Annotated in this window: 20 protein-coding genes; all 20 read right to left on the bottom strand. The window is 65.9% G+C overall.

The genetic code is table 11. The features are described from left to right. Positions 1-5 precede the first annotated feature (5 nt). The 20 genes from JAB4_RS23355 to JAB4_RS23260 all read right to left on the bottom strand — a co-directional run bounded on the left by JAB4_RS23355 (position 6) and on the right by JAB4_RS23260 (position 17,672). Positions 6-980: a type II secretion system F family protein gene (locus JAB4_RS23355; protein ID WP_070222415.1), complete on the bottom strand. Its 975-nt coding sequence runs from the start codon at positions 978-980 to the stop codon at positions 6-8. A gap of 10 nt (positions 981-990) precedes the next feature. Beyond that, complete coding sequence (locus JAB4_RS23350) at positions 991-2,358, bottom strand: CpaF family protein (protein WP_070222417.1); 1,368 nt, start codon at positions 2,356-2,358, stop codon at positions 991-993. Between the two features lie 53 nt (positions 2,359-2,411). Continuing rightward, positions 2,412-3,563 carry an AAA family ATPase gene (locus tag JAB4_RS23345; protein ID WP_070222419.1) on the bottom strand — a complete coding sequence of 384 codons (1,152 nt, stop codon included), beginning with the start codon at positions 3,561-3,563 and terminating at the stop codon, positions 2,412-2,414. Positions 3,564-3,599: 36 nt separating this feature from the next. Beyond that, entirely contained in the window at positions 3,600-4,118 is a 519-nt protein-coding gene (locus JAB4_RS23340; protein ID WP_070222421.1) for a TadE family protein, read from the bottom strand. Positions 4,119-4,128: 10 nt separating this feature from the next. Continuing rightward, complete coding sequence (locus tag JAB4_RS23335) at positions 4,129-4,596, bottom strand: TadE/TadG family type IV pilus assembly protein (protein ID WP_070222422.1); 468 nt, start codon at positions 4,594-4,596, stop codon at positions 4,129-4,131. Positions 4,597-4,603: 7 nt separating this feature from the next. After that, the gene (locus JAB4_RS23330; RefSeq protein WP_070222425.1) at positions 4,604-6,154 is read right to left on the bottom strand and encodes a TadE/TadG family type IV pilus assembly protein; all 1,551 of its coding nucleotides are present in this window, start codon (positions 6,152-6,154) and stop codon (positions 4,604-4,606) included. 46 nt (positions 6,155-6,200) lie between these two features. Beyond that, complete coding sequence (locus tag JAB4_RS23325; RefSeq protein WP_070222427.1) at positions 6,201-6,485, bottom strand: hypothetical protein; 285 nt, start codon at positions 6,483-6,485, stop codon at positions 6,201-6,203. Between the two features lie 9 nt (positions 6,486-6,494). Next, positions 6,495-8,090, bottom strand: coding sequence for a type II and III secretion system protein family protein (locus JAB4_RS23320; RefSeq protein WP_070222430.1), 1,596 nt, complete (start codon positions 8,088-8,090; stop codon positions 6,495-6,497). Between the two features lie 22 nt (positions 8,091-8,112). Beyond that, positions 8,113-8,961 carry a Flp pilus assembly protein CpaB gene (cpaB, locus tag JAB4_RS23315; RefSeq protein WP_058049598.1) on the bottom strand — a complete coding sequence of 283 codons (849 nt, stop codon included), beginning with the start codon at positions 8,959-8,961 and terminating at the stop codon, positions 8,113-8,115. Continuing rightward, positions 8,958-10,304 carry an ATPase gene (locus JAB4_RS23310; protein WP_070222432.1) on the bottom strand — a complete coding sequence of 449 codons (1,347 nt, stop codon included), beginning with the start codon at positions 10,302-10,304 and terminating at the stop codon, positions 8,958-8,960. The genes cpaB and JAB4_RS23310 overlap by 4 nt, the downstream gene beginning before the upstream one ends. A gap of 33 nt (positions 10,305-10,337) precedes the next feature. Further along, positions 10,338-10,958: a methyltransferase gene (locus tag JAB4_RS23305; protein ID WP_070222435.1), complete on the bottom strand. Its 621-nt coding sequence runs from the start codon at positions 10,956-10,958 to the stop codon at positions 10,338-10,340. A 40-nt stretch (positions 10,959-10,998) separates the two neighbouring features. Further along, a complete protein-coding gene (locus tag JAB4_RS23300) occupies positions 10,999-11,586 on the bottom strand; it encodes an A24 family peptidase (RefSeq protein ID WP_217494568.1) in 588 nt (195 codons plus the stop codon). After that, positions 11,583-12,653: a phosphatase PAP2 family protein gene (locus tag JAB4_RS23295; RefSeq protein ID WP_070222437.1), complete on the bottom strand. Its 1,071-nt coding sequence runs from the start codon at positions 12,651-12,653 to the stop codon at positions 11,583-11,585. The genes JAB4_RS23300 and JAB4_RS23295 overlap by 4 nt, the downstream gene beginning before the upstream one ends. Next, on the bottom strand, positions 12,650-12,823 hold the full coding sequence (locus tag JAB4_RS23290; RefSeq protein ID WP_071650227.1) for a Flp family type IVb pilin: 174 nt from the start codon (positions 12,821-12,823) through the stop codon (positions 12,650-12,652). Before JAB4_RS23290 ends, JAB4_RS23295 begins: the two co-directional genes overlap by 4 nt. A 94-nt stretch (positions 12,824-12,917) precedes the next feature. Further along, positions 12,918-13,091 carry a Flp family type IVb pilin gene (locus tag JAB4_RS23285; RefSeq protein WP_070222439.1) on the bottom strand — a complete coding sequence of 58 codons (174 nt, stop codon included), beginning with the start codon at positions 13,089-13,091 and terminating at the stop codon, positions 12,918-12,920. A gap of 75 nt (positions 13,092-13,166) precedes the next feature. Continuing rightward, positions 13,167-13,313, bottom strand: a complete 147-nt coding sequence (locus tag JAB4_RS23280; RefSeq protein WP_157814672.1) for a hypothetical protein — start codon at positions 13,311-13,313, stop codon at positions 13,167-13,169. A 252-nt stretch (positions 13,314-13,565) separates the two neighbouring features. After that, positions 13,566-14,267: a response regulator transcription factor gene (locus JAB4_RS23275; protein WP_070222441.1), complete on the bottom strand. Its 702-nt coding sequence runs from the start codon at positions 14,265-14,267 to the stop codon at positions 13,566-13,568. Next, positions 14,264-15,931: a histidine kinase gene (locus JAB4_RS23270; RefSeq protein WP_139142972.1), complete on the bottom strand. Its 1,668-nt coding sequence runs from the start codon at positions 15,929-15,931 to the stop codon at positions 14,264-14,266. The genes JAB4_RS23275 and JAB4_RS23270 overlap by 4 nt, the downstream gene beginning before the upstream one ends. A 149-nt stretch (positions 15,932-16,080) precedes the next feature. Next, the gene (locus tag JAB4_RS23265) at positions 16,081-17,040 is read right to left on the bottom strand and encodes a GGDEF domain-containing protein (protein ID WP_070222467.1); all 960 of its coding nucleotides are present in this window, start codon (positions 17,038-17,040) and stop codon (positions 16,081-16,083) included. A 5-nt stretch (positions 17,041-17,045) separates the two neighbouring features. Beyond that, positions 17,046-17,672: a chemotaxis protein CheC gene (locus JAB4_RS23260; RefSeq protein ID WP_070222465.1), complete on the bottom strand. Its 627-nt coding sequence runs from the start codon at positions 17,670-17,672 to the stop codon at positions 17,046-17,048.

Genomic DNA, 17,672 nt, shown 5'->3' with positions numbered 1-17,672 from the left:
CGGGCTCAGACGCGGATGCGGATGATATTGCGCATGACCAGGATGCCGCACACCATCATCACCAGGGCGCCGGCGAGCATCTTGCGTCCGCCCGGGTCGACGAACAGCATTTCCAGGAACTGCGGATTGGTCAGGTGGATCATGGCCGCCGCACCGAAGGGCAGCAGCGACAGGATCCAGGCCGACAGCTTGCCTTCTGCCGACAGCACGCGCACCTGTCCCAGCAGCTTGATGCGCTCGCGGATGATGCGGCTGATGCTGTCGAGCAGCTCGGCCAGGTTGCCGCCCGTTTCCCGCTGGATCAGCACGGCGATGACGAAGTAGCGCAAGTCCGTGCTGGGCACGCGGGTGGCCAGGTTCATCAGGGCGTCCTGCATGGCGATGCCGAAATTGACTTCGTCGAAGGTGGCGCGAAATTCCACGGCCAGCGGCGCGTTCATTTCATCGCCGACCATTTTCAGGGCGGTGGGGAAGGCATGGCCGGCGCGCAGGGCGCGCGCCATCAGATCCAGCGCGTCGGGCAATTGCTGCTCGATGCGCTGCAGGCGCTTGGCCTTGGCGCGCAAGACCACCAGCAGCGGCAGCAGTGCCGCGCCCGCCACCAGCGGCAGGAGCAGCAGCCACGGCACACTGAGGTAGATGAGCAGCAAAAATGCGGCGCCGGCCGAGGCCAGCATCACGCCGGCGAAGCTTGCCACGCTCCAGCTCAGGCCCGACTGCTCGAGCAGACGGTCGAGCGCATGCACGCGGGGCACGCTGAGCAGCACGCGCTGCAGGGCCGGGGTGTCGCTCAGCAGGCGCTTCTTGATCATCGAACTGCCCGTGTCGCCATGCGCGCCGGCCGACATGATGCGCAGGCGGCGCGCGACCCTTTCCGCTTCCGGGCCGCGCGAGGTGTTCCATGCCAGGTACACGCCCTCGATCAGCAGTACCACGGCGATGAAGGTGAGGATGGCGAATACGTAATAGAGATAGTCCATGATGCTCCCCTTAATGGTACTGGCGGGCGGGATCGAACAGGGTTTCCGGCAGGCTGATGCCGAAGGCGCGCAGGCGTTCCAGGAAGCGCGGCCGCACGCCGCTGGCATGGAAATGCCCCTGCACCGTGCCGTCCTCGCCGATGCCCGTCTGGCGGAAGGTGAAGATTTCCTGCATGGTGATCATCTCGCCCTCCATGCCTGTGATTTCCTGGATCGACGTGACCTTGCGCTTGCCGTCCGTCAGGCGCGACACCTGCACCACCACGCTGATGGCCGAACTGATCTGCTGGCGCATTGCTTTCACGGGCAGGGCCGCGGAAGCCATGCTGATCATGTTTTCCAGCCGCGTCAGCGCGTCGCGCGGGGTGTTCGCGTGGATGGTGGCCATCGAGCCTTCATGGCCCGTGTTCATGGCGCCCAGCATGTCGAGCGCCTCGGCGCCGCGCACCTCGCCCAGGATGATGCGGTCGGGGCGCATGCGCAGCGCGTTGCGCACCAGCGCCCTTTGCGTTACCTCGCCCTTGCCCTCGATGTTCGCGGGCCGCGTTTCCAGGCGTACCACGTGCGGCTGCTGCATCTGCAGTTCGGCCGCGTCCTCGATGGTGACGATGCGTTCGGCCGTGCTGATGAAACCGGAAATCGCATTGAGCATGGTGGTCTTGCCGCTGCCCGTGCCGCCCGAGATCAGGATGTTGACCTTGGCCTTGCCCAGCGCCTGCAGGGTGGTGCTCATTTCCTCCGTCAGGCTGTGCTTGAGCAGCAGGTCGGCCAGGCGCAGCGGCTGGGCCGAGAAGCGCCGGATCGACATCACGGGGCCGTCGATGGCCAGCGGCGGGATGATGGCGTTCACGCGCGAACCGTCGGGCAGGCGCGCATCGACCATGGGGCTCGATTCGTCGATGCGCCGGCCCACGCGCGAGACGATCTTGTCGATGATCTTCATCAGGTGGGCGTCGTCGGTGAAGCAGACGTCGCTCAGCTCCAGGCGGCCATGGCGCTCGACATACACCTGCCGATAGGTGTTGACGAGGATGTCGGACACGCCGGGATCGGCCAGCAGCGGTTCGAGCGGGCCGAAGCCGAGCACCTCGTCCTGGATGTCGCGGATCAGCGAGCGTCGTTCCAGCTCGTTGATCACCACATTGTCTTCCGTGAGCACGTCGCTGACGAGGATTTTCAGCTCTTCGCGGATCTGCTCGCGCGACAGGCGCTGCATGCCCTCCAGGTCGACGCGGTCGAGCAGCGCCTGGTGGGTGCGGTGCTTGAGCTGCTGGTAGCTGTGGCTCGCTGCGCCCTGGTGCGCGGCATCGTCATTCAGGCTGGCGTCATCCTGGGCATAGCCCAGGCGGTCCCGCAGGGTGAGTTTTTCGGCAGTCATGGTCGGTCTCCGGTGAGTGGGGCGGTATCAGGCTCGAGGATCAGGCTGGAGCCTCAGGCGCGCGCGAGCAGCCGCGAAACCCAGCTTTGCGCGGCGGGCGGGGTTTCGCCTGCCAGGCTGGCGGCCAGTTCCTGCAGGGCGCGCGAGACGGCGTTGTGCGGCGTCAGCTTCAGAATGGGCACGCCCTGGCTGACGGAGGCCGCCACCGCTTCATAGTGGTTGGGGATGGATTTGTAGACGTGCTTGCCATACGCCGCTTCCAGGTCGGCCACGCGGATGCTGTCGCTGCTGGCATAGCGGTTCAGGATCAGGCGGACCTTGTCTTCGCGGTAGCCGAGGCCGCGGAACACGTCGAGCAGGCGCTTGCCGTCGCGCACATACGGCAAGGTTGCCTGCAGCACGGGGAAGATCAGGTCGGCCCGGTCCAGCGCGCGCACGCTGACGGGGTCGAGTCCGCGTCCCACGTCGAGCAGGATGTAGTCGTACTGGCTGCGCGCCAGGGTCAGCAGCCGGTCGATATGGTCGGCCTCGACGTCGGCCGCATGGGCCGGGTCGTCGGCGGCGGCCAGCACGCTGTAGGCGGGCGTGATCTGGATCATGCTGGCGCTGAGCAGCGAGGCGTCGAGGCGCACGATCTGCTGCGACAGCTGCGACAGGGTGGTGGCCGGCTTGTGGTCCGAGACGAACAGGGCGGCGTCGCCGAACTGCAGGTTCAGGTCGAACAGCGCCACCTTGCGCTGTTCGCCGGCGGCCAGCGCGTAGCCGAGGTTGGCGGCGATGAAGGTGGCGCCGCTGCCGCCCTTGCACGAGACGAAGGCCAGCACCTGGCCCTTGCGCGTGACCTGTTTCTGCAGCTTGTCCTCGATGCGGCGCAAGGCGGCGCACAGGGCCGCGTCGTCGTCGGGCTGCAGCACTTCGCGCACGCCGGCGCGCATCGAGCGCAGCAGGAATTGCGGACTTTGCTGCGGACATTGCACGATGATGGCCAGGTTCGGATGGCGCCCGCCCAGCAGTTCGAGCCGCTCCAGTTCCGCCTCGCCCGTCTGCTCCTGCTCCAGCAGCAGCAAGTCCGGCGTGACGCCGTTGTCGAACACATCCGGTATGCTCGCCAGCAGCGAGACGCGGTCGGCCGCGCTGCGTTCGCGCAGCAAACGGGTCAGCCGCTTGAGCTGGGCTTCATTCTTCGAGACGATGACGATATTCACTTGGTACTCCCCGGTAAAGGCATTCGGTAAAGGCGTTCAGTTGATCTGGAAGCCCAGGCTTTCGGCGTGCATGACCACCACCGAGGCTGGCACGGCGATATTCAGAAAGCCGAACAGGCTGACCATCGGCGTGTAGCTGACGTTGTCGATCGATACGCGCACGCTGTCGATGCAGCTGGCCGTGCGCGTGATGTCGCCGCAGGCCGACAGGTTGTCGCCCGGGTCAGTCGGCGGCAAGGTCACTTCGGCGCCGCTCTTGTTCAGGTAGCGGATGGTGATGTTGGCAGCCGTCAGTTCGGGCGCGGCCGGCAGGGCCGTGCCGCCGAACAGGGCCAGGGTCTTGACGGCGTCGGTCTGGTCGATCCAGCGCACCACCGCTTCGCGCGCGGCGCGGCGGCTCACTTCCTGCACCGTGTTGTACAGGTACAGCATGCGGCCGAATTCCAGGATGCCGAACAGCAGGGTGAAAAACAGCAGCGACACCAGGGCGAATTCGACGGCGGCGGCGCCGCGCTGGCGCCCGGCTGGAGGAGACGATGAAAGGCGGTGGCGCATGGCGTTCTCCTTACAGCATGTAGCGCATGGTGGTGCGCGGTGCGAGCGGCGTGGCATAGGTGCTGGCCGCGCCGATCACGAAGGGCAGGTACTGGCCCACCGACAGCGTGTAGTTGACGACTTCGACGCGGATGCCGCCCGGCGCCGTGCCGTCGGTGCAGCTGCTGTCGTTGAATGCCGCGTCCAGGCAGGTGACCGTCACGTTGGCCGTGGTGAAGTCGCTGATGCCGGCGCTGACGGCCGCATCGGCCACCGTCTGTTTGGCCGCCGGCACGCCCTGCGAGGCGATGCCGGCCTTGGCCTTGACGGACATGTTGCGCGCCGCGTCGCGCGTGGCCTTGTTCAGCGCGTCGTAGTACCAAAAAGCGCGGCCGAAGCCGAAGATGCCCGCCAGCAGGGTGATCAGCAGGGCCAGCACGATGCCGAATTCGACGGCGGCGCCGCCGCGCTGGCTGAGAGGGGAAAGGTGGATGCGCATGGCCGCCTCACTTGTAGAGTTTGATTTCGGAATTCGGCACGGGCTCGATCAGGCCCGCGAACTCGACGTCGAGGCGCTTGGTGCCGCCGCTGAAATCGGCTTTCATCGTCATGAAGAATTTGCCGATGCCCACCGCGTTCATGGTGCCGCACGAAGCCGGCCCGACGGGCGCCGTGCGGCAGTCGACCAGCACCACGTTGAGGATGCGGCGGTTGCGCTGGCCCGGATGGGCCACCGATGGCGCCTGGAACGTGGGGCCGCTGGTCTGGTTGTACGGCGCAGGCGGCGTACTGGCAGGAAAGCCGGCGCCGGCGCTGACGGGGTAGCTGGCCGTGTCGAAGTAATTCGCCTTGGCCGTGCTGTACATGGGGTTGGCGTTGCCGTCCGCGACGCTGTAGGCCGTGCCGGCCTTGGCCGGGGTGGCGCCATTGCTTTGGTAGGCGGGGCCGTAGGACCACAGCACGCCGTAGCCGGCGAACTGCGCGAACGTGGCCGACGGTGCCGGGACGGGACCGGCCGACGGCAGCTGGTAATTCGGTTTGTTGCCGGCCAGGCTGACGGGCTGCTGGCTGGGCAAGGTGCTGGCGCCCGGCTGCATCCAGCCGGTGGGCGGCGAGTTGGCGGCAGTGGCGGCGCAGGGCGACGCGGCGCCCACGCACGGATATTCCTTGATGTTGGTGTCGGGCGGTGCCGTCGCGGGGTCGCACACGGATGGCCCGCCGTAGTCGTCGAAACGCGAATTGAGCGAGGCGGCCAGCGACGCCGTCAGCCCCGTGTTCGTGTAGACCTGGCCCGTGCCGCTGGTGATGACGGCGCTGCTGCCCGTGCACATGAAGGGCGCGGTGGAGGCGGCGCTCGCGTGCGAGGCGCTGCAGCTGCCGGGCGGCGCGTCGACGGGGTTGATCAGGTAGGGATCGGACGGGCCGCCCAGCGGATTGAGGCCGAACAGGTTGTAGGTGACGCCGCGGCGAAAGCCGAATTCGACCAGTTCCGTCAGGCCCGTGCCGGCCGGCGCGGCCGGATACGTGTATTGCGCCGTCTTGTTGGCCGGATCGACGGCGCACACGCCGATCGGCGTGACGTCGTTGACGAAGCGGCCCGCCACGGCCACGCCCGAGGTGCTGGTGCTGGCGATGCCGGCGATGCCCATCAGGTAGGTGGCGAAGGTCTTGCTGCCCGTGTCGACCTGGATGAAGGTCATCCCCTGCGGGCTGGTGCGGGCGCTGGCGCCGGACGACCAGGGACCGTCCGGGCTGGGGCCGAAGCTGATGTTGGCGGCCGTGATGGTCAGCGCGGTGGAAAAATCGTAGCGGTTCTTTTGCGCGATGGCGATGGCCTTCGTCTGCGCGTTGTCGATGCCGGCGGCGCTTTGATTGAGTTCCACGGCGCCCGCCAGGGCGGCGCTGTCGGCGCCGTTCTGCAGTTCCGTCTTGGCGATGTACAGGTGGCCCAGGTCCAGCACCAGGCCGCCCATGGCGAACAGCACCACCAGGGTCAGCCCCAGCACGATGGCGATCGCGCCGTGCTGCTTGTCGTGCCTGCGAAATGCGGTCTTCATGGCTGTCTCCTGGTGGCCTGGGGGGAGTGCGTCGCGAAACTGGCGCCTACTGGCGTCCGCCCACGCCGATGGTGAAGACATTCGGCTGCGGTTCCGGCGCGGCGAACGATTTCTGGTAGCGCTGGTAGGCGCTCGCGCCGGCCTTGCCGTCGATGCCGCTGACGGGGTCCATGTTGCGGTAGGCGTCCGGATACATGATCTGCTGCGCCTTGAGCAGGGCCACCGATTCGCCGAAGTGCGAATCGAGCACGGGCGTGGTGGTGGCGGCGCAGCCGGCTAACAGCAATAGCGACAGCAGGGTGGCGCAAGGAAGGCAATGTGCGGTTTTCATGGTGTTCTCCTATTTGAGGTCGAAGCCGGCGGCGGACTGGGGCGCGGCCGCTTGCGGCTGCATGGGCGCTGCCGGCGCTGCGGGGGCGGCAGCAGGAGTGGGCGCGCTGCCTTCCATTTTTCCCTGCATGAACATGTCGCCGCGCGTCGGCTGGATGTAGCCGTCGGTGGGCAGCTTGTAGTCGGCTGGCAGCGGCTTGACCAGGTGCGGCGTGATGATGAAGACCAGTTCCGAACGGTCCGTCTGGAAGTCCGTGCTGCGGAACAGGGCGCCCAGCACGGGCACTTCGCCCAGGCCTGGCAGGGCCTTGATATTGCTGGTCACGTTGTTCTTGATCAGGCCGCCGATGGCGAAGCTCTGGCCGTCAAACAGCTGCACCGTGGTGGTGGCGCGCCGCGTCGTGAACGAGGGCAGGATGGCCGTGGCCGAGATGCCGGTGGCGGTGATGCCGATGCCGTCCTTGTTCAGGTCCGACACTTCCGGCGCCACCTTCAGGTTGATGCGCCCCCCATCGAGCACGGTGGGCGTGAATTTCACGGCCACGCCGAATTCCTTCTCTTCCAGGGTGATGGTGGGCACGCCGTTATTGTTGCTCTGGCTGACGGGGATGAAGATTTTGCCGCCGGCCAGGAAGCTGGCCTCCTGGCCGCTGATGGCCATGATGTTCGGTTCGGCCAGCACCTTGATCAGACCATCGCGTTTTTGCGCGTCGAGGTTGAAGAAGTTGTTCTTGCTGGCGCCGCTCAAGCCGCTGGGATTGTTGCTGAGAAGGCTGGACAGCAGCGAATACGACCAGCTGCCGATGGTCTTGTTGATGCCCAGACTGGCGCCCAGCTGGTCGACCAGCACCTTCGACACTTCGGCCACCTTCACTTCCAGCATCACCTGCTGCGGCGCGGCGATCGACAGCAGGTTGATCACGCGCGGTGCGGCCGCATCGGGCGTGGCGGCGGGAGCGGCAGCGGCGGCGCCCGCGGCTGGCGTGGCGCCGGAGCTGGCCGCGCCGCTGCGGGCGCTGCGCTGTACATAGGCGTTGGCCAGCGACAGGGCCTGGTCGGCCTTGACGACGTCGCTGACCATGCCCGACAGGATCAGGGTGTCGCCCGCCACCGTGACGTGGATCTTTTCGTTCGGCAGCAGTTCGGCCATGCGTGCCTGCAGGCTGCTGCTGTCGATGCCGACGGCCAGGTCGATGATGGTGGCGTCATTGCTCTTGTTCCACAGGATCAGGTTGGTGGTGCCGACGGAACGCCCCAGCAAGTACACCTCGTTGGGATTGAGCAGGATGACGTCGGCGATGCGCGGGTCGCCGACGGACATGCGGCTGGCGGCGAACGGCAGGCGCATCAGGGTCGACTTGCCTTCGGCCAGGCTCATTTGCGGCGCCATTTCGGTGCGGCCGGCGCGCGATTCGCTTTGCGGCGGCGTGGCCCTGGGCCGGGCGGCGGCCCGGCTGCTCCTGGCGGCGCCCGTGTCGGTGCCGGCGGCGGTGGCGGCAGCGGCGACGGGTTCGCCGCGTGCCTGGGGCGCCAGGGCGCCGATCATGGCGAGGGCAAGCGCCAGGCTCAGTACCCGGCTTCCGCTTGCTGTGCAATATGTGCTCATGGCGTGACTCCTCTGGTGCAGGTTAGAATTGTTGGGAGCTGCGTTCCAGCCCCTTGATGACATCGACGCGTGGACCGGCCTGAGGCGCGGGTGCGGCGGCGGGACGGCGGCGTGGCAGCGGCTTGGCTTGCACCATGGCGGCGGGGGCGGCCATGGCGACCTTTTCATCGAGCAAGCTGGACTTGGTGGCGCCTTCCGTGTTGACGGGCTTGTCCTCGATCTGATTGCGCAGCACCAACGACAGGGTGCCCACGCTGCGCGCCAGGTCGAGTTTTTCAGCCTGATCCGGCGTCAGCTCCAGGGTCACGGCGTTGACCACCTTGGGCTTGGTGTCGTCGCGGCTCGATTCCTGGGCGATGGCCAGCACGAGGATGCGTTCGAGCACGATCTTGGAAATGTTCGGATCGCGGTCCGGCGTCTTGCGGGCCCCTTCGCCCTGGGTGTTGACGAGGATGTCGACGAAGTTGCCGGGCAGGGCGAAGCCGGCCACGCCCACCACGTCGTTGACGCGCACGGTCATGGCGCGCTTGCCCTCGGCGACGACGGCCGACAGGCCGCCTTGCGTGCCGGGAGGCGCCAGCTTGCCTTCCATGATCGGCTCGCCGTGCTGGATGCTGGTGCGCGTGACGCGCGTTTCCAGCAGTTTCGGATCGTTGATGGCACCGGGCGGCAGCGCGTTCGATGGCCAGTCGACCATGCGCACCATGTCGGGCGTGAGACGCGCCCCCAGGCTGATGTCGACCTGGGCCACGGCCACCTTGTTGATGTTGCCCGAGGCTTGGGCATTGATCCAGCGCGCGGCCACGATGACCGCGGCGAACGCCAGGATGACCGCAATGGCCATCATCGTCAGAGCGCGTGCGTTTCTCATTTTGCTTCCCCTTTGTGCTGGACCGCTGCCGGTCCGGTGTGTGTGCTTGCGAGGTCGTTATCGCTGCCGAAATAGTTTTGCCATGCCCAGAACAGGACTTCCGGAGACAGTTGCGCCGGGTGGTCTTCATAACGCGCCTGGTCGCAGACCTGCGCGAGGATGTCGCGCGGATAGCAGGCGAGCAAGGGCCGCTTGTAGAGGCTATGCAGGTGCAGCAGGTAGGTGTAGGAGGCTTCGTCGAAATTGATGCCCAGCTGGGCGCAGGTGCTGCGGAACACGGCCAGGTAGTGGTAGGCGCTCAGGGGGCCCACATGGATCTTGTAGCCGATGCGGCGCAGAAAGGAATCGTCGGCCAGCTGCTGCGGCGCCAGGTTCGACGAGAACACGACGATGACGTCGAAGGGCACGGGGAATTTGTAGCCCGTGTGCAGCGACAGGTAATCGATGTGGCGCGCCATCGGCACGATCCAGCGGTTCATCAGTTCCACGGGCGAGCAGCGCTGGCGGCCCAGGTCGTCGATGATGAAGATGCCGTTGTTGGCCTTCAGGTGCGGCGGCGCCTGGTACAGGCGGGTGCCCTGGTCGAATTGCAGGTCCAGCATGTCGAGCGTCAGCTCGCCGCCCGTCAGCACGGCGGGGCGTTCGGCGCGCACCCAGCGCGGGTCGGATGGCACGCGGCCTTTGTTTGACAGGGTGTGCAGCATGGGATCGAGGAAGGGCAGCACTTCGCCGTCGACCATCACGGCATGGGGCAGGGCGATGGCGCCGCTGAGCAAGCCGTTCAGGCGCTCGGCCAGGTAGCTCTTGCCGCTGCCGGCGGGGCCGTGAAAGAACAGGGCGCGTCCGGAATTCATGGCTGCGCCCAGCTGGTCGAGCACGGCCGAACTGGCCACCACGTCGCGAAATTCGCGCTGCACGTCGTCGCGCGTGACATGCATGTCGGCCACGCTTTGCGCCAGCACCTGGTTGCTGTAATCGGCCAGGGTGACGGGGGCGGGACCGCTGTAGGCGTTGCGGCGCATGTATTCGGCGGCGCGCAGGCGGCCCTGGTCGCCCAGCAGGTAATACAGGTCGGCGTCGGTGCCGCTGCCGCCGTTGCGGCGCGCTTCGCACAGCTTTTCGGCGCGCATGAAGGTGAGCAGCGGTTCGAGCACGCCGGCGCCCAGTTTCACGTGCGTCGACAGGGCGGGCAGGCCGATCTGGCCGCGCAGGAAGAGTATCTTGACCAGCAGTTCGACCAGGAACAGGAAGGGCAATCCCGTTTCCTCGACCGTGCGTGGCGCGCGCTTGGCCGCCGGTTCGACGCCGCCGCCGTCGCTGCGTTCTGGATAGGTGTCAGGCATGATGGATACTCCTCTTGTTCGGATGGCCGGATATCAGAAGATGAAGGGCAGCAGGCGGTACTTCACCTGGCGCATGTAGACGCGGTAGCGCACGTCGGCGGACAGGAAACGCTCTTCGCGCAGCAGGCGCATCACCATCATGCCCATCGTCGCGACATAGATGACGGTGTTGGCGGGCGAAGTGTTGGCCAGCAGGTAGCCGCTCAGGGAAATCAGGTAGCTGGCATACAGCGGATGGCGTATCACGCGGTAGACGCCGCCCGTCTTGATCTCGCGCTGCGCCGCCACCAGGCCGAAGCTGCGGTTCAGCGACAGCAGGCCGGCGATCTGCAGCAGGCTGCCGACGGCCAGCAGGTAGCGCGCGCCGGGCCAGATGGCCATGTCGGCGGGGGACAGAAGGAAGGGCGCGAAGGTGGCGCCGATGGCCAGCAGCCAGTCGCCCGCATCGGTGGAGACGCTGACGGGGGCCGAACGCACGATGAAGAACAGGGCGGCCAGGGTTTCGGCGGCGCAGAACAGCAGATAGCTCCAGTCGCCGCTGTGCAGGAATCCCACCACGTGGGCGCTGGCAAAGAACGTCCACAGGCAAGCCATGGCGATGCTGGTGAACAGGCTGGCGTGGCGCGAGTGGCAGAGGGTGGCGAGGGTGTCCATGGTCGAGTCCTATGGTGGCTGGTCGTCGGAGCGGCGCGTTTCAGCGCAGGCTCCACAGGTGGGTGTATTGCAGGAAGACCTGCAAGCCGGTGCCGCTGGCAATGGCGAAGGCGTAGGCCAGCTTGCCGGTGGCCGGCGGCGGTTCGGCGATCGTGGCGGCGCCGCCGGCCAGGCTGTGCAGCAGCGCGCCCAGCATCATGTGCCAGGTATTTTTCAGCACCTGGCGCAGGCGCTGGCCGGCCAGCGCGGCGGCCAGGGCCAGCACGCCGCCGCACAGGAAGGTCAGCAGGGCCGCTTCGAGCACGGCGTCGGGACCGAGGAAGGCGCCGCACATGGCCATCAGCTTGACGTCGCCGGCGCCCAGGGAGCGCAGCAGGTACATGGGCAGCAGCAGGGCCAGTCCGGCGGCGGCGCCGGCCAGCGCCTGCAGCAGTCCCAGGCCGCCGAAGGAGGCGTCGAACAGGCCGGCGCCCGATGGCACGAAGCCGTTGAGGATCAAGCCCGCCAGCGTGCCCCACAACACCAGCCGGTTCGGGATGCGGCGCGTGCGCAGGTCGTGCCACAGGGCGCTGGCGAGCAGGGTGGCCAGCACGGCCAGGCACAGCAGCATGGGCAGGTGGGCGTTCATGACGTCAGTCCTTCCTTGCTCATGCAGGGCGCCGTGGCCATGTGCATGGCCGGTGCCGCGGCCTGGTTGCCCAGCAGCCGTCCCACCAGGCGCCACACCAGCGCCGCGCCGGCCGCACCCACATAGCCGTCAAGCGCATAGTGCCAGCCCAGGTGGATGGAGCCGAGCAGGATCAGCATGGCGAAGGCGGACAGGGCGATCCCTGCGGCGCGGCTGACCTTCCAGCCCATGATGGCCATCAGCACGGCGGTGGCCACATGCATGCTGGGCATGGCGGAGATGCCCAGTTCACCGTTCGCGCCCTTGCTTTGATAGCCTTGCCACAGCATCTCCTGCACCTGCAGGGCCCAGACGGGAACGTGCTGGTTGGCGTCATGCAGGTAGGCCATCAGCGGCGCATACGGATCGCTGGCGTGCAGGTGGCCGTAGTAGCAGGGACCGACCGAGGCAAACAGCACGGCCAGGATGCTGCCCAGGGCGATCCAGGTCAGCGCAAAGCTGAGCAGGAACTGCATGCGCAGCAGCGGGCGGCGCGTGTCGAGGATCAGCCAGTACAGGATGGCGTAGAACAGGAAGAACCAGAAGTGGTAGCTGAAGTTGAGCAAGCCCGTGACGAGCGGGTGGCCCAGCAGCGGCTGCAGCCTTTCCCATGGGGCCATGCCGCCATGCAGCGCCATGTCCCAGGCGGACAGGGTGGCATCCCAGGTGTAGGGGTGCAGGCGCGGAATGGCGCCCTTGAAGACGGTGAAGCTGGAGGCGAAGACGGGAATCAGCAGCATGGCCGGCAGCGCGTGCAGCAGGCGTTCGTTGCTCAGGTAGCGGCGCAGATCGTGGTACAGATAGTGGCACAGGCGGTGCGGGCGTTTCATCACCATGACGTGGATGGTGTAGCCGCACAGGATGAAGACGGGACCCGTGAGGATGGCCACGAGGAAGCCGGCCAGCACGTTGAGGATCTCCGATGCGCTGGGCAGGCCGCCGGCCAGCATGGTCGCTGCGGCGGCGTACAGCAGCACGATCAGCAGCAGGGCGCGGTGGGTGCGCAGCGAGGCGCGCAGGGTGTTCATGACAGGGCCAGGACCACTTGGTCCTTGACGTAGACAAACAGCAGCTTGACCTGGTCGCCCAGCACGGTGATCGTGAGCACCAGCACTGCCGCGATCAGGCCCGCCAGCAACGCGTATTCGATCGCTGTAACGGCGGACTCGTCGGATAAACGGCTGAAGAGAGATTTCACGATGGGCCTCGCTAGGCGGTATCAAGGTGGGCGTGCCGGAAATATGGGGAAGCGTAGTCCGGGCTGGGGCTGGGCCGGCCCGGACGGCACCGCGTCAGGCATTGGCGGTGGTCAGCTTGGTGCCGATGGTGCTGAAGGTTTTTTTCAGCTGCGTGCCGACGATGGTGATGGCGGCGATGATCACCACGGCGATCAGGGCGGCGATCAGGCCATATTCGATTGCGGTGACGCCATCTTCTTCGCGGATAAAGTTTTTGATGAGGTTCATGACAACTCCTGGTGGTGGTTAAGCTACGGCGGTGGGTAAAACGGCATGGCGGTGTTGCTTCCTGTTGCTACGCTCTCATGGGCTTTCGCCCAGTGCGAGCAGTCCGATGATGCACACCACCGCCATGAGGGCCGCCACCAGGGCATAGCGGTAGAACGCAGCCTTTTCCTTGCCCTGCAAATAGGTGATCAGGGCTGTCGGAAGAAACTTGTCAAGGCGCATGCTGTGCTCCGTGTCGTGGTGGGCCGCGCGGTGATTTGCACTCCGGTAAATCCACTATAGAAGTTGGCACCTTGATCTACATCAGAAGAACATCCTTTTATTGCAAGGAGGAATTGCTTGTTTTTTTCGTGACAATTGTCATGGTCGAGTCTGGCGTGCGAGCGCGCGGGCGCAGGCAGCGCCGGTGGCTGGCGAAGGGGGCGGCGGAGGGAGTGCGCGGCCGGGCAGTGGCCGTGCCGGGGGACAGCGGCGTCAGGCGCCGGGCGGCAATTGGCCCAGCTGGTGCTTGGTGGCGTAGGCGTACAGTTCCAGGCGGTTGTATACGCCCAGCTTGCGGTAGATCGACGTCAGGTGGTTGCGCAGGGTGTGTTCGGAGATGAACAGCTGGTCCGCCAGCAGCTTGGCCGGCGTGCCGCTGCCGTGCACCAGCGCGGCGATGATCTTTCTTTCCTTGAGGGTCAGGCTGGCGATGGCGATGGCTTGCGCCGAGCCGCCGCCGGGCTGGGTCAGCTGCGTCAGCATGCGTCCCAGCATCGCGTGTTCCAGCCACAGCTCGCCCTGGTATACCTTTTCGATGGCCTTCAGCACCATCTCCGCCGGCGCATCCTTGCTGACGATGCCGCGCGCGCCTTTCAGCACCGTCTGGTCCAGGACGGCCTGGTCGTGGCTGGCCGTCAGCACCAGCACGCGCGTGCTGCCGCACTGCGCCAGCGCGGGCAGGATGGCCAGCGAGCTGATGCCGCCCAGGTCCAGGTCCAGCACGATCACATCCGGTTGCAGCGCCTTCGCCTGCTCCAGCGCCTCGGCGCTGTCGGACGCCGTGGCGACCACGCGCATGCCCGAGTGCTCGCCGCCGATCAGCCGCTCCAGGCCCCACAGCATGGTCTTGTGATCGTCCACCAGCATGACGCTGATGACATGGCTGGCCGGGGGCGTGTAGCGTAAGTCGTTCATATGGGGATCTCGATCTGCACGGAGGTGTTGCCCAGCATGCCATGCGTGACGCGGGCCGTGCCACCCAGGGCAGCTGCGCGTTCGGCCAGCGAGTCGGGCAGAAAATCGGGGACGTGCGCGGCCGCGCATTCGTTGTCGATGCTGATGTGCAGCGCGCCCTGCACGCAGGTCAGCTTGACGGCGCCGTGGCGCGCCGACGTATGCTTGCGGATATTGCTCATGCCTTCGTTGACGATCTGGAACACCTCGGCCGCCAGACGGTCGTTGATGTGCAGGTCGCCTTCGATTTGCAGGGCGATGTCGATGCCATAGAATTCGCGGATCTGCGTGGCCTGGCGGCGCAGCGCGACCAGCAGTTCCGGCTCGCTTTGCACCTGGCCGTTCTTGAACGTGCGCGCGTAGCTGCGCAGGTCGGCGATCACCTGGCCCGACATGATGATCAGTTTTTCCAGTTCGGGCAGCAGCGGGTTGCCGGGCGTGGCTTCGTTGCGCAGGGCGGCCAGGCCGTGGCGCAGGCCGATATACGGCTGCACGGCCGTGTCATGCAGGTCGCGGGCGATCTTTTCGCGCTCGCGCGAGGCCGCCTGCGACGCCAGGCGGTCGAGCAGGTCGATGTTTTCAATGACGGGAAACGCCTGCGCGCCGATATGACTGAGAAACAGGGCGTCCGTCTTGCTCATGCTGGTGGCGGAGACGATGAAGATGCGGCCCTTGCCATTGCGCAGGGGCAGCGGTGCGCTGATGAAGGCGTGCGCTTCGAGCAGCTCGGCCAGGCGGTCGCCTGCCGCGTCGTCGTGCCGCAGCCAGCGTCCGCTGTCGGGATCGAGCATGCGCGCGCCGCCTGTCCACGGCAGCCAGCGGCCGGCGGGCTGGTTGTACAAGGCGATTTTATCGTGCGGGAAAGCGAGCAGGGGACTGGCCGCGTCATCGCTGAGGAGCGAGCTGGTGTGCACGACGCCCGTTGCCGTTTGCAGCACGCTGCGCAGCGACCAGACCCGCGTGCCCTTGTCCTGCATGATCAGCAGGCAGCTGCGGCCGTTGAAATAACTGCGGGTTTTTTCCAGCACGGAGGTAATGGTCTGGTCGACGCCAAAGCGCGGATTGGACAGCTGGCTGACATCGCGCAGCAGCGCCAGGTGGCTGCGCTGCGTGATGGCCGAACCGCCCCAGTAGGCGATCATGTAGCCGAGCGCCAGCAGGAAGGTGGTACGCAGCAGCAGGCGCGACAGCTCCGCATCCGATTCGCCGAACAGGGCCGTGGCGGCGAACAGGCCGGCCGAGGCCAGGGTCACGCGCGCGCCTTCCTCGAAGCCCCGCTGGAACGACGAGGTCAGGATGGCAAAGAAAAAAAACAGGAAGAATAAATTGTTGTGGCTGCTGGTGGAAAACACGATCAGCGCATACCAGGCCACGTCGAGCCAGTACAGCAAGATGTCCTGGGGCAGGCTGAAGCCCAGCACGGCCAGCACGTAGAGCAGCAGGCTGTGCATGGTGTAGGCGGAAAAGATCAGCCAGGTAATCTTGCTCAGCTTGCCGGCGCTTTCGGGGTCGATGAACAGGGTCAGCAAGGTGGCGCTCGACAGCAGCAGGCGCATGCCGTTGACCATGGTCGTATCCATGCCGGCACCCGGCAAGCCGGATCTGAGGGGAGGATCGAGATTCACAAGCGCTCCTGGCCGTGTCCCGCATGGTGAGCCATGCGCAGGGATAGATACCACAGATAAATTCTTGTTATTGTTGCTGCAATCAATGACGAGTCTACGCACACGCCATAAAGATGTCTACTGGAATCCTTTGCCCTGCGTTGCTTTTTTTACAGCGGCTGCACCATCACGCGGTTGCGCCCGGCGCCCTTGGCCAGGTACAGGGCGCGGTCGGCGGCGCCGATCAGGGCGGAGATGGTCGGCTGCTGCTGCGGGTGCTGGGTGGCGATGCCGATGCTGACCGTGATGTGCTTGACCTCATTACCCGTCTTGGCATGCGGAATGCGCAGTCCGGCCGCGTGCTGGCGGATTACCTCGGCCATGCGCAGCGCCTGCGCCGCGTCCGTGTCGGGCAGGATGGCGGCAAATTCCTCGCCGCCATAGCGCGCCAGCAAGTCTGTGGGGCGCTGCAGCATGGCGGCCAGTTCGGCCGCGACGCGGATCAGGCAATCATCACCTTGCTGGTGGCCGTAATGGTCGTTGTAATCCTTGAAGTGATCGATATCGATCATCAGCAGCGACAGGGGGCTGCCCGTGCGCATGGCGCGCCGCATTTCCTTCTCGATCGCCACGTCGAAGTGGCGGCGGTTGGCGATGCCCGTCAAGCCATCGGCAAAGGTTTGCGAACGCAAGACCATGGTCTGTTCGCGCAGCAGCTTTTCGCGGCCCACGGCGATGGTGACATCATTGATCTGGATCAGGCAGTGGCGCGGCGAATCGGGCAAATTGATCGGCGTGACGGCGATCGCCTGCTGCATGCGCTCCCGGCCTTCGGCCGCGCCATGCGTGTACAGGGGAAACGGCGCCTTGTGCAGGGTTTGCGACAGCAGCGACTGGAAATTGTCGCGCAGGGCCTGGGTGATGGCCGAATCGATGCGCTTGTGGCGCAGTTCCGGATAGACGGTGAAGAAATCCTGGCCCAGCACGGCGTCGGCCTGGCATGCCGAGTGGCGCGCCATCCAGTGGTTCCACAGCACGATGCGGTGCTGCTCGTCGAGCACGATGGCGCCCAGGTTGACGGCGCCGAGTATGCTCTCGAGCAGGGCGAGTCGGTGTAAGGCATCCGGCATGATCGTCACGCCTGTCCCAGGACCTTGGCCAGATAGTGGCTGACCTGCTGCTTCAGGTCGTGCAGGGCGGACAGGTCGAGCACGAATGCCACATAACCGTGGATCTGGTGCTTGGACAGCACGAAGTCGATATGCAGCATCAGTACGACGGCCTCGTCATCGTGGCCGCCGAACGAAGACAGGATTTCCGCGCTGGTGCCCACGTGGTACAGGGGCAGCGAGCCATGCAGTTCGCTGTCGAACAGGTTGGCCAAAGTCCCTACGCAGGAATTGAGGATGATGTTGCCGATTTCGCTCATCGCTTCCTGTTCCATCTCCGTCAGTTCCTGCAGCGGCATGGCGTCGCCCACCATCAGGCGCACGATTTCCAGGCTTTTATCTTCCGGGAACATCAGGATGGCTTCGGTGGCGAAGGCGCCATCGTAATGCTGGCTGACGCCGCAGATGCGTTCGCCATCCTTCTTGCTGCCCAGCAGGGCAGCCGCATCGGCACGGTTCAGGAAAGTGATCGACGGCACCGACATGGTGACTTCTTCATTGACGATCTCGCTCATCGCGGCGGCCGCATGGCCCACCCCGATGTTGAATATCTCCACGAGGGCATCGTTTTCCAGTTCGGAGAGATTGACCAT

Origin of the sequence: Janthinobacterium sp. HH102, from assembly GCF_001758625.2 — a bacterium.
GTDB lineage: Bacteria > Pseudomonadota > Gammaproteobacteria > Burkholderiales > Burkholderiaceae_D > Janthinobacterium.
Note: the sequence above shows the minus strand (reverse complement) of the source record. Positions and strands in the feature narration are given on the sequence as shown.